12 protein-coding genes are annotated in these 12,463 nt (G+C 48.0%); 7 read left to right on the plus strand and 5 right to left on the minus strand.

Annotated elements, in window-relative coordinates:
* Nucleotides 1-153 precede the first annotated feature (153 nt).
* The 4 genes from HGP28_RS08525 to cobT are packed head-to-tail and all read right to left on the minus strand — an operon-like array spanning nt 154 to nt 3,292.
* On the minus strand, nt 154-798 hold the full coding sequence (locus tag HGP28_RS08525) for a histidine phosphatase family protein (RefSeq protein WP_168836030.1): 645 nt from the start codon (nt 796-798) through the stop codon (nt 154-156).
* A complete protein-coding gene (gene cobU, locus HGP28_RS08530; protein ID WP_168836031.1) occupies nt 795-1,373 on the minus strand; it encodes a bifunctional adenosylcobinamide kinase/adenosylcobinamide-phosphate guanylyltransferase in 579 nt (192 codons plus the stop codon). The genes HGP28_RS08525 and cobU overlap by 4 nt, the downstream gene beginning before the upstream one ends.
* Before the next feature lie 4 nt (nt 1,374-1,377).
* Nucleotides 1,378-2,178: an adenosylcobinamide-GDP ribazoletransferase gene (locus HGP28_RS08535; RefSeq protein WP_168836032.1), complete on the minus strand. Its 801-nt coding sequence runs from the start codon at nt 2,176-2,178 to the stop codon at nt 1,378-1,380.
* A gap of 1 nt (nt 2,179) precedes the next feature.
* Entirely contained in the window at nt 2,180-3,292 is a 1,113-nt protein-coding gene (gene cobT, locus HGP28_RS08540) for a nicotinate-nucleotide--dimethylbenzimidazole phosphoribosyltransferase (RefSeq protein WP_168836185.1), read from the minus strand.
* A 168-nt stretch (nt 3,293-3,460) separates the two neighbouring features.
* On the opposite strand from cobT, the gene HGP28_RS08545 reads away from it, so the two are divergent.
* Nucleotides 3,461-4,177, plus strand: coding sequence for an NAD(P)H-binding protein (locus HGP28_RS08545; protein ID WP_168836033.1), 717 nt, complete (start codon nt 3,461-3,463; stop codon nt 4,175-4,177).
* 88 nt (nt 4,178-4,265) lie between these two features.
* Nucleotides 4,266-5,750, plus strand: a complete 1,485-nt coding sequence (locus HGP28_RS08550; protein ID WP_211091934.1) for an MFS transporter — start codon at nt 4,266-4,268, stop codon at nt 5,748-5,750.
* 40 nt (nt 5,751-5,790) lie between these two features.
* Here HGP28_RS08550 and HGP28_RS08555 read toward each other — a convergent pair whose 3' ends face one another.
* Nucleotides 5,791-6,303, minus strand: a complete 513-nt coding sequence (locus HGP28_RS08555; protein WP_168836034.1) for a lipocalin family protein — start codon at nt 6,301-6,303, stop codon at nt 5,791-5,793.
* A 348-nt stretch (nt 6,304-6,651) separates the two neighbouring features.
* Here HGP28_RS08555 and HGP28_RS08560 point away from each other — a divergent pair, with 348 nt between their 5' ends.
* From HGP28_RS08560 to cdd, 5 genes are all read left to right on the plus strand, one after another.
* Entirely contained in the window at nt 6,652-8,013 is a 1,362-nt protein-coding gene (locus tag HGP28_RS08560) for an L-cystine transporter (protein WP_168836035.1), read from the plus strand.
* Nucleotides 8,014-8,627: 614 nt separating this feature from the next.
* Nucleotides 8,628-10,049 (plus strand): exodeoxyribonuclease I, encoded by a 1,422-nt coding sequence (sbcB, locus tag HGP28_RS08565; protein WP_168836036.1) that lies wholly within the window; start codon nt 8,628-8,630, stop codon nt 10,047-10,049.
* A gap of 67 nt (nt 10,050-10,116) precedes the next feature.
* Nucleotides 10,117-10,488 carry a CidA/LrgA family protein gene (locus HGP28_RS08570; RefSeq protein WP_246225657.1) on the plus strand — a complete coding sequence of 124 codons (372 nt, stop codon included), beginning with the start codon at nt 10,117-10,119 and terminating at the stop codon, nt 10,486-10,488.
* Between the two features lies 1 nt (nt 10,489).
* Nucleotides 10,490-11,167 carry a CidB/LrgB family autolysis modulator gene (locus tag HGP28_RS08575; RefSeq protein WP_168836037.1) on the plus strand — a complete coding sequence of 226 codons (678 nt, stop codon included), beginning with the start codon at nt 10,490-10,492 and terminating at the stop codon, nt 11,165-11,167.
* Between the two features lie 332 nt (nt 11,168-11,499).
* Entirely contained in the window at nt 11,500-12,387 is an 888-nt protein-coding gene (gene cdd, locus HGP28_RS08580) for a cytidine deaminase (protein ID WP_168836038.1), read from the plus strand.
* Nucleotides 12,388-12,463: the final 76 nt, after the last annotated feature.

A 12,463-nucleotide genomic window follows, 5' to 3' on the forward strand; every position in this document is an offset into this window, starting at 1 on the left:
GATAAATCCATGGTTTTAATGGCTTTTCTTTTTATTAATAAAAAAAGATAGATGCAAACGATAATATCACAGCAAATTGGTGAAATGATAGAAAACACATTGTTTTTTCAAAGCGCAAGCCTTGAGCAAACGCGCACTTTCACGATTTTATCCTCATAATGGTTCGCCAATCGTGAGCACGCTGTGCCAATGTGCGTTTGAATTGTGAGATGCGTCGTCTGACGCTACAGCCGCGTCCTCGATATACAGGCGAATGTGAGTCAAAGTGCCATAGCCAAGCGCAAGGTTGTGAAACCATCCTGGATTGCGCCAATCCATACCCAAAGCGTGAGCAACTAAAAGGCGTATTACCCCACCGTGAGTGACCACCAGCAAACTCGATTCATTTCGCTCGATTAACGCTTGCCACTGAGTTGTCACGCGCTGGTGAAATTGGCTGAGTGATTCACCTTGGGGTATTTGCGTCGTCACCGGATCGCGTGAAAACACGTCAAACCAAGGCTGCTTCTCTTCCATACGATCAAACGCAACACCATCTAGTATACCAAAATCAATTTCTTGAAAGTCAGCCAACACGTTCAGATCCCAGTGGTGTTTCATAGCATAATGCATTGCTAAGTTGTAGCAGCGACTAAGAGGCGAACTAAACACACCATTGACCGCGAGATTGCGTTGATTCAAGCGGTGTAACAATCGCTGCTGCTCCTCGTCAGCAACGGCAACGTCGGTTCGCCCATACAAGGCTGAGGCGCCTTGCACTTTGCCATGACGCACTAAATAGATGTCTTTGGTTATCACACGCGCCCCTCTTCACGCCTTGGTGCCTTTAATGTCATAGGTAGGCCTGCCGCGACAAATTGTACATAGTCGCAATGGGCGGCTAACATCTGATTAAGCCGTCCTGCGTTATCCACAAACAACCGTGAAACGGCGCCTAACGGCACGATACCCAACCCGACCTCATTAGCAACCATAACCACATTGGCAGGGCACGCATTCACCGCGTTTACCAACTGCTCAAGCACAGGGTCTAGCTGCGCTTGCGCGCACGACTCGCCAAAATGATAAATTTGATTATTGAGCCACAAGGTCAAACAATCGATGAGCACGACATCACTAGAGTTAAATCGCGATAAATATTCACTAAGATGCAAAGGGCACTCATGAAGCGTCCAACCCTCACCTCGCGTTAACTGGTGATGTGCGATGCGCTGTGCCATTTCTGCATCCATGGGCTGCGCTGTTGCAATATAATGGCGCATCGAATCACCGTGCAATTGGCTCCACTGCTTCACCAGCGCTTCAGCGTAACGTGATTTGCCAGAGCGCGCGCCGCCAAGCACCAGTGCTTTATGAGTCACTTGATTGTTCATTATGTCACACCAACGCGTTTGGCAACGCGAGCAATACCAGATAGATAACCATTTCCCCTATCTGCTGCGCTGCGCCAAGACAGTCGCCAGTGAATCCTCCAATTCGGGACATCAACCACCGCTTAAACATGGCTCTCAAGCCCGATAAGACGCCGATCATGACAAGCGCAACATCAATCCCGAACATCATGGGTGCCAGTGCGCCACACGCAAGTAAAAACGCCAATTCGCCTTGAGACTGCCGGCTGGCTAGCGGTTTGCTTTTGCTGGTATTGGCCTCTGACACATAAGGCATGTCATAGATAAAACTGGCCGCAAACGTGCGGCTACTGGTGTAAGCCACGATGAGCGAAACGGCAACGGACATGGTTGTGCCAGTTGCTGCGATCTCAGACAGTAAAATAAACTTTGCCAGCAATGCCATCACTAGAGCCGAGGCGCCATAAGTCCCGATGCGACTGTCTTTCATAATTTCCAAGCGCCGCTCAACACTCATACCGCCACCAATACCATCAGCCATATCGGCCATACCATCCTCATGAAATGCTCCGGTTAAAAGCAAACTGAAGAGCATCGTAAGAAGCACGGCAATCGGCGCGGAAAAAGCGGTTTGTGCAATAACATAAATTAGCGCGCACAGCGCACCAAGCAACAAGCCCACCAAAGCAAAATAGCGGTTAGCATGATTCATTCGCTCGCTACTGTATGGCGTATTGCGTGGAATAGGAAGACGACTAAAAAAACTTAACGCCAACCAAAACAGCTCCATCTGATACTGAAGTCTGCGATAATGACCCGGCAACATGTTACACTGTCACCCCAGCAGATTCAAAGCTCGCCATTGCATTATAAAATTCAGCCGAGGCTTTAACCAACGGATACGCAAGCGCCGCACCGGTCCCTTCGCCCAAACGCAATTGTAAATCAAGCAATCCATGAGCATCCAGCGCATCAAGCACCCATTTGTGACCCGCTTCGTGAGACTGATGAGCAAAAATCATTACATCGCGAGCATTCGTATCCATTCGCGTGGCGACTAATGCGGCCACACTCACAATAAACCCATCCACTAGCACAGGGATGCGCTGCTGACTGGCCGCTAAGAACGCCCCAACCATTTGCACAATTTCAAAGCCGCCTAGCTCTTGCAAAGCTTGTTTGGGTGTAAGCGTATCACCATAAAGCGCTTTAACTCGCTCGACAGCTTGACCGATTAACTTTTGTTTGCGTTCAAGTTGTTGCTCGTTAATACCCGTTCCACGACCAACACACTCGGCAACAGAACGTTCGGTGAGTGCTGCGAGCAATGCAGCCGCGCTGCTGGTATTCGCAATTCCCATTTCGCCAAACATCAATAGATTCGCGCCTTGAGAAAGCCGTGTTTGAGCAATCTCAGCTCCCAGTCGCAATCCCTCTTCGAGTTGCTCTTGCGTCATGGCGGCGTGTTGAGAAAAGTCCGCGGTTGTGGTGCCAAGGCGCTGCTCAAGATAGCTCATTTGAATAGGAGCCTTGTCGCTATCAGGGCGCGAGCCCATCATGGAGGATGTAATGATATTGAGATTTGATGGTACGGCAACGGGCGCTAATATGCCGCAATCGATCACGGTCAGGTCGATGCCATTGACTCGACAAAAGCCATTGATTGCAGCGCCTCCGTGAAGAAAGTTCGCCACCATTTGCTGTGTGACCGCGCTGGGGGCAATACTGACGCCCTGCTCTGCGATGCCATGATCCCCTGCAAACAGCAAAAGATGCGGCTTATCAACATGCAATTGAGTGACAAACGTCTGCTCTCGCAATGAGGCAAGATTTGCCAGTTGACTTGCGGTGCTTTCTAATAAGCCTAATGCGCCAATCGGTTTGGTTTTATTATCAATTCGCTGCTGGATTTGCTCATTCCATTGAGTCGTAAAATTCATCATCGTCACTTCTTAATCAATCATTCAACGCGAGCGCCAAAGACTCCGTGCTATCTTTTCTTTTGGCGTCACAAAACAACAAGGCATTGATTATATACCCAAACCATTTGAAAATGCAGGTAGGCAGCTGATGAGCAAAGCCTTTGAGAACAGATTAGGAGAGCCGTGATGACACAATGGGATACCGAACTTTGGGATAAAGACGCAAACGTGATCATTGCAGGCGCAACGGGATTAACGGGCCGTCTGCTTCTTGAGCACCTGCTTTATCATGAGGCCATCACTCAAATTTATAGTCTCTCACGCCATACTCTTTCGCCAGAGCGCGACCCGGATCATAAGTTAATCCAACTGGTATCAAACGATCTTTCTATCACCGATTGGCGCGAGTCATATGCGGCGCCGACTGTGGGTTATATCTGCCTTGGCACTACGCTGAAAGACGCAGGAAGTCAGTCTGCGCTGGAAAAGATTGATGTCGACTTAGTATGCCATACTGCCCAAACCATGAAGCTGCTTGGCGTGAAACGCATTGGGGTTGTCTCGTGCGATGGCGCCAAAGCCAACTCCTTCTTCCACTATTTACGTTGTAAAGGTCGCATGGAGCAAACCCTGACCAAAATGGGATTTGAGCAGGTCGTTTTTGCTCAGCCTGGCCCGTTGCGCGGTCAACGTAATAGGCCACGTCCCGGAGAGAAAGGCGTTGAAGCACTGCTAACGCTACTCAAACCATTGATGTGGGGACGGTTACAAAACTTTTTGCCCGTGGATGCTGATGTTGTGGCACAAACGCTACTTTATCGCACTTTTGCCTCTGATTTTTCCACAGTTGAACGGTGGAAACGTCGTGACATGTTGCAGTTGCTGCGCCGCTACGCGGTATAAATAACGAGACACCTTTTCACGATATGTACTTGCTATACTCCGACACAGATGTTTCTTGTTGTTTGGGTATAAACAGCGCCTTGTCATAGTGGTGATTACTATTCCAAAGCCAGTACCGTCATTGAGCGAAAACGAGTTACCGCGAGCATCACAAAGCTACATTGATGAGGTTCCAGCGTGGCGTGATGGGACTCCCGTTGATTATGTGCCCATGACGCAAATGCAATGGCGTATCTGGCTTCTAGCGTGCGCAGGCAAATTTTTTGAAGGTGTTGTGGTCTTTATGACGGGCCTCGCCCTGCCTTTGTTTGAATACAGTTTTTCCCTCAGCACCGTGGAAAAAGGCTTTCTCACCGCAGCCACATTAGCCGGAATTACCTTAGGTGCCACCTTGCTTGGCCGATTGTCAGACCGTTGGGGCCGGCGCACCATTTTTATTATCGAAATGGTGATTATGCTGATCTTTTTAGTTGGGCTGATTTTTGCCAACTCACTGCTGCAAGTGGTGATTTGTCTGTTTGGTATCGGTATCGCACTGGGCAGCGATTATCCAACCGCTCATCTCATCCTATCTGAAAGCATTCCAAGCCAAAATCGCGGAAAAATGGTACTCAGTGCATTCGGTTTTCAAGCGTTTGGTGCTCTATGTGGTATGTTGATTGGCGTGGCAGCGCTAAGTGAAATTGCAACACTTGACGCTTGGCGCTGGATGTACGCCTCCATCTTACCATTTTGTCTCATCGTTCTAATTGGGCGCATAACGATTACTGAAAGTCCCCAATTTTTGCTTCATCAAAACAAAACAGCAGAGGCAGAGCGGGCCCTATCACGTTTGCTCAAACGCACTCCAGCGTACCCCAAAAGCTTTCGTTTAAAACCTCGAGCTAACATGAGCCTGCGCAAAAACAAAATTGGCGATCTGTTTAGCCGCAAACGACGCCGCGCTACAGTTCTTGCGAGCATACCTTGGTTTTTGCAAGATATGGCCACCTATGGCATTGGTATTTTTACGCCGACAGTGATCACCATGATGCTTGGACAACACAACTCAATTGATAACTCCGCGGCAGCGACCATCTCCGCAGATTTGATTGCCGCCAAGGGCGCTGCAATGATTGATGTTTGGTTATTAGTTGGCTTTATTCTTGCGGTATTCCTTACCGATAGACTGGGAAGGATGCCGCTGCTGATTGGCGGCTTTATTGGCTGTGCGATTGGTGTTGCTCTGGTTCTTTGGTCAATGAGTTACACCGGGCAAACTCAAACTCTGCTTTTGTTTGGTGGCTTCATTCTCTACAACATAATGAATAATATGGGCCCCAATGCACAAACGTATTTGATTGCAGGCGAAGTGTTTCCCACACACATTCGTGGTCTTGGGGCAGGTTTTGCTGCAACCGTGGCCAAAACAGGCGCGATGCTTGCAGCATTTAGCTTGCCGTGGCTACTTGTTCATTGGGGCCTTGCCGCTATGCTGTCGATTCTCATTGGCACATCGTTACTTGGTGCTGTCATTAGTTTTTGGTGCCGTATCGAAACTAAGGGCATTGATTTGGATGCGCAGCAAGACTAAAGCCAATTGACCTTTGATGATTCAATTTCACGCAAAAACCCTAATGAGACACATAAATCAATTCATCCGTTGCAAAGCCATGCTGCCTCGCTCGCTGTTTAAATTCGGTAATGACTTCTGGTGCTACATTCGGTGACCGAGCCAATAACCATAAATAATCGTGATTCGGGCCGGATACGAAGGCGTAATCGTAATTTTCAGACTCAAGTTCAAAAACAACATATGAGCCATAAAATGGGCCAAAAAAGGACACTTTGAGATAGCCCTTATTCGGTGATTCGACAAAATACGCTTTACCGTGCGCGTCTCGCCATTCGTCGGTTTCAGCGGAAAACCCACGGTTAATCACATCCACGCCACCATCGGGGCGTAAACGATACTCTGCCGTCACCTGACTCAACCCGCGCTCAAAGGAGTGATCAAGCCGCGCGATTTCATACCAAGTGCCAAGATAGCGGTCCAACTGAAAATTATCGACAGGTGTCACTGACTGTGGCATTCCCAAACAGCCAGTTAAACTCACTAAACCCAGTAATAGTGTCCATACTTTCATCTCTACCTCTCATCCATACGCAATGTTGAATAAACATTAAGCCGACCGTTCATTGATTAAAAACCACACAGTATCTATGGCAATTTACACTAAATTATTCTCAAGTGTTATTTCGCATGCGAAACCGTGCGCGATACTCTAATCCCATCACAACGCTCTTACCTAGCCACTCTGACAATCTCGGTTCAAACCACCTCAGCGCTTAACGTCAATCTATCGTTCGCTGACACGTTCAACCGAGCCACGTTTAAGTTGATGCTCCGTTAGCAAAGATTAAACCGCATCGTGGATTGATTAGGTCGTCATATTTTCATCACCTATGTGATACTCATTTTTAGGAACGCTGTTATGAGCTTAGCTGTATTAGCTTGGATCGCGGCTTTTGCGATCATCTTATTTGCCCTCTTTCAATTGCAATTAAAACAACACACATTGTCACGTCGTGTTCTGGTTGGCCTGATTCTGGGATCATTATTTGGCCTCTGCTTACAACTTTTTTCTGAGTCAAACAGCGCCGTATTAAATGAGGCGATGAACTGGGTCAACATGATTGGTACCGGCTACATCAATCTGCTTAAAATGATCATCATGCCATTGGTGCTAGTTTCTATGATTGCCGCCGTCGTCAAACTCGAACAAGGTGGCGCACTGGGCAAGATATCCCTATTAACTATCGGGGTGTTACTAATAACAACTGCCGTTGCGGCGGCGATTGGCATTGCAGTCACAGTCGTTTTTGGGCTCTCAGCAGAAGGGTTGACTGAAGGTTCACGTGAGATGGCGCGCATTGCAGTCTTGGAATCGCACGCCAGTAATGTGAGTGAGTTGACTATTCCGCAAATGGTTGTGAATTTTATTCCGACGAACCCATTTGCCGATCTGACCGGGGCTCGTTCTACTTCTATTATTGCGGTGGTGATCTTTGGTGTGCTCGTTGGGATTGCAGCTCGCCATGTGATGAGTGAAAAGCCAGAATTTAACCAATCTATTCGCACATTTGTCGACGCAAGCCAAGCGGTTGTGATGCGATTAGTCAAAATGATCATGGCGCTGACACCCTATGGTGTTGCTGCGTTGATGGCTAAAGTGGTTGCTACATCCAATGGCAGCGATATTCTCAATTTGCTCGGTTTTATTTTTGCTTCCTACATTGCCATTTTCCTGATGTTCATAGTGCATGGCGCATTGGTGTCAATGGTAGGTATGAGTCCAACTCACTACTTTAAAAATATATGGCCTGTACTGACGTTTGCCTTTACCTCACGCAGTTCTGCAGCCACGATTCCGTTAAATGTAGAAGCGCAAATTAACAAACTGAATGTGCCACCTGCCATCGCAAATTTGTCGGCATCGTTTGGCGCAACGATTGGTCAAAATGGCTGTGCGGGTATTTACCCAGCGATGCTCGCGGTTATGGTTGCCCCCACGGTGGGGATCAATCCCCTTGAACCATCATTTTTGATGTCACTCATCGCGATGATCACCATCAGCTCGTTTGGCATTGCCGGAATTGGTGGTGGCGCGACGTTTGCCGCACTGATTGTTCTACCAGCAATGGGGCTTCCGGTTACCATCGCCGCTCTGCTGATTTCAATTGAACCATTAATTGATATGGCACGAACCGCGCTTAATGTTTCTGGAGCCATGACGGCAGGCACCATCACTAGCCGTTTGCTAAAAAAAGCACAACCGGAACCTGTCATCGCTTAGAGCTATACCCAAACAACTTGAAGATGCAGGTAGGCGACCAGCGAACAAAGCCTCTGAGCATAGGTAGGCTATGTGATGAGGTTTGTGAGTGCCCGTCAACACCGCTGCAACTTCAAGTAGGACGGGTATATAGTGACAAATATCACCCCAATGCCAAGCCTCTCTCATTAGGCTTGGCATTGCCTATCAAATACAGCTATACCCAAATAACTTGAAGTTGCAGCTGCACTTTTCACTCTTTGTCTAACGCGAACTGATTGCCAGCCCGTATTGAAAATGGTCTATACCCAAGTGACCTCAAGATGCAGGATTCAGAGCCGACTCACTGGGCTGTGAGAGCAAGGCAAACAACGTAGCGAAATAGCCAGTCTATTTTCAAGTTGTTTAACGCACTTTCGTTACAACAAAAAGCAGTTCAGTGATCGGCTCCCAAAGGGGCCCTATTTGTTATAAACAAGGTCTTGGTTCATCAGCTTTGTTGACGATTTTCGATTGAGGGCCACTCAATCTTCAAATCCTCGCCTCACTGACAAACCAAGTCATTCTCGCTGAATCTCGCATCTTGAGGTTACTTGGGTATAATAACTTTCTCGCTTTCAACGTTGATGTGCAACATGACACAAGATCACCAACCGACTTTCTTCTTTTTCGATTACGAAACTTGGGGAACCAGCCCCGCTCAAGATCGCCCCAGCCAATTTGCTGGCGTTCGCACTGATGAAAATTTCAATATCATTGGTGAGCCCTTAGTGATCTACTGTCAATTGCCATCCGACTATTTGCCCTCACCAGAAGCCGCTCTTATTACTGGCATCACGCCACAAAAAGCAATGCAGCAGGGATTGCCAGAGCCCGAGTTTATTGCTCAAATTCATCAAGAGCTTGCTACACCCAATACCACCTGTTTGGGTTACAACAGTATTCGGTTTGATGACGAGGTAACACGTTATACTTGCTACCGTAACTTTATCGACCCATATGGCTGGAGTTGGCAAAATGGCAACTCGCGCTGGGATTTATTGGATGTGTTACGCGCGTGTCACGCATTACGCCCAGATGGCATTGAGTGGCCTGAAAATGAGGAAGGTTATCCTAGCTTTAAGTTAGAGCATCTGTCAGTGGCGAATGGCATTGAACATACCAATGCACACGATGCCATGAGTGACGTGCTGGCGACCATTGGCATGGCGAAAAAACTCAAACAGGCTCAGCCCAAGTTATTTGACTACTTTTTGTCGATGCGACACAAACGCAAACTCAACGAGCTTATTGATATTGTCAACCTAACGCCACTGATGCATGTCTCAGGCATGCTCGGGCGCGACTGCCAATACACCAGTTGGATTGTCCCAATTGTTTGGCACCCTACCAATAACAATGCCGTGGTGGTGGTCGATTTAGCCAAAGATGTGAGCCCGTTAATTGAACTGGATGCTGAGGCGTTACGAGAGCGCTTATACACCAAACATCAAGATCTCAACGGCGCCGCGCCTGTGCCAATCAAATTGGTGCACCTCAACAAATGCCCAATCCTTGCGCCAGCAAAAACCTTGACCGCAGAAAATGCGGCGAGCATTGGCATCGATCGTGAAGCGTGTTTGGCCAATTTAGCGCTATTGCGTCAGCATTCAGAAATTCGAGAAAAACTGCTTGAGCTCTATACCAATGCCCCTGAGTACGCAAAACAAAATGACGTCGATACTCAGCTGTATGATGGTTTTTTCTCACCGGCAGACCGCACGGCGATGGAGATTATCCGCAACACGCCACCGGACCAGCTGGGAGAGATCGACATTGAATTTAGCGATCCTCGAATTGAGCCATTACTGTTTCGTTATCGTGCGCGTCATTTTCCATGGACGCTCAATGAATCTGAACAACATCGCTGGCAAGCGCATTGCCGCGACTATTTCGAAACGAGAATTGATGACTACGGCATAAATTTGGAAAATCTCGTGCATGAACACCAAGGTAATGACACTAAATTGGCAATTTTGCAGGCGGTCTATCGCTATACCCAAAATTTATTAAGCTAGATCGGTCGGTACATATAAGGACGATGATTAACATGAGCGCTCAGATCAAATGGAATAGTGTGACACGATGAAAGCTTATATCATGCTCGCCAGCCGCTACGCGATTTCCGCGGCTTTGATTGCCGCAGCATTAACCATTGGGGTGACAATACAAAACTATTTTTCGCTCGCCATACCTGGTAGCGTAATTGGCATGTTGGTGCTTTTTGCCGCAATGGCCAGTGGGCTCATTCAACCTCAATGGGTTCAACCCAGCGCCCATTTTATCATTCGCTATATGATTGTGCTTTTCGTGCCAGTAAGTGTCGGTCTGATGCAACATTTTGAGCTACTTGTTGCAAACGCGATACCCATTTTAGCGAGCGCGGTGGGGGGATCGTTTATTGTGCTTGTGAGCCTTTCATGGCTACTTGACCGAGTTTTAAGGCGAGAATCTTAATATGTGGCTACTCATTACCATCGCGGTATTTTTCGCCGCGCGCGCGCTTAGCCGTCAGTTAAATCACCCTTTTGCAAACCCACTTTTGATTAGTATTGCGGTACTCATCCCAACTTTGGTGTGGCTAAAAGTTCCGTATGAGCACTATTACGCCGAGAACCAGTGGCTCAATCTGCTATTACAACCGGCGGTAGTCGCGCTTGCCTATCCGTTATATGAACAACTGCCGCAAATTCGCCGTCATTGGCGCGTCATTTTGTTGGCCAGCTTCGTCGGAAGTGTGATGTCGATGCTAACGGCGACACTCATCGCTTCCCTATTTGCTACCGATCTCACCTTGATTGCGAGCTTGCTTGGTAAGTCAGTCACGACACCTATTGCAATGGAAGTGTCGCGTCAACTGGGTGGCGAAGCGGCGATTGCTGCCATTCTCGTGCTGCTGGTCGGCTTATTCGGCGCTATTTTCGCATACCCTATCTATCGACTACTCGATATTCGCCACCCTATCGCACGAGGTCTCACGATGGGGACGGTATCTCACGCACTAGGTACCGCAACTTGTGTCGAAAAACAGCCGGAAGACGCTGCGTTTTCATCACTCGCGCTGGTGCTATGTGGCGTGATCACCTCTATTTTAGCCCCGAGCTTTTTCCTCTTTGCGGCGTGGCTCAGCGTCTAGCGCTATCGCTCACTCGACCAATGGCTTTGCTAAAACAAAGCCATTGGCAACGACCGCCACACAATCGAACCTTACTTAGCCTATCGAGATATACCAAACAACTTGAAGATGCAGATAGGCGAGCAAAGCGCGGCCACATCAAGTGGGATTACTATAAAGCTCCATGATTTGGTAAAATCTAACCATACTTCGACATATGTAATCGATTACCCCATCATTATTGACATTTTGTGCTTATTATTAGTGCGAACGACAAGCCAAATGTGAATCTCATCTCGGAACTTCAATGGGTCTATTATAAGATTGTGCTCTGTAAACTTTAAGGACCTGCAATGACAAGTCGTTTTGATAATGCGCTGGCACAAGCCCCGGCGCTTCTTGCTCAGCATCTTGCCCCTATCGTGACCGATAGCCAATTTAACGCGAGCCTCACTGCTGCTCAATTTGACACTTTAATGCAACAAACTGAGCTTTCTGATCAAGCGTTACGTGTGGCTTTGCTGCCATTTGCTGCCGCTTACGCCCACGCCCCCATCTCAGAGTTTCTCGTTGGCGCGATTGTTCGTGGCCTGTCTGGCACACTCTATTTTGGTGCCAATATGGAGTTCACTGGCGCTGCATTGTCGCAGTCGATGCACGCAGAACAATCCGCCATTGCTCATGCGTGGATGAAAGGCGAAACTGGCCTTTCCAGCATTACGATCAACTACAGCCCGTGTGGCCATTGTCGCCAATTCATGAATGAGCTGACCACCGCCGATTCATTAGTTGTGCAACTACCAGAGCGCGCTGAAATGACATTGCAAGAGTATCTGCCTGAGTCATTTGGTCCACACAGTTTGGGCGTTGTATCGGGCCTTATGGCGCCGAGCGATCACGGCTATAGCACATCAGACAGTGACGTACTGATTCAGCACGCGATCAAAGCACTAAATAAAAGCCACGCGCCCTATTCGAGTAATCACTGTGGCGTTGCGATTGAACTGGAAAGCGGCGATATTTTCATCGGCGCCTATGCAGAAAATGCCGCGTTCAACCCGAGCCTTCCACCATTGCAAGTAGCATTAACTCAGCTGCATCTTGCCGGCAAACGCTTTGATGAAATTAAAGCGGTCGCTCTAGCCGAATCATCGACAGGCAAGTCCAGCTACCTCGAGGCAACTCAAGGCGCTTTAGACACCATTAATCCTGATCTACCTTTGAGCTATACGACAGTTTAAGCTCTTTAGCCGTCAGTTCATGGCCTCTTTTCATATGTAAAAGGCCATAGAGCTGTGTCGGTATTTTGATAAACCC

This window comes from Vibrio agarilyticus (genome assembly GCF_012641465.1).
GTDB classification, from domain to species: Bacteria; Pseudomonadota; Gammaproteobacteria; order Enterobacterales; family Vibrionaceae; genus Vibrio; species Vibrio agarilyticus.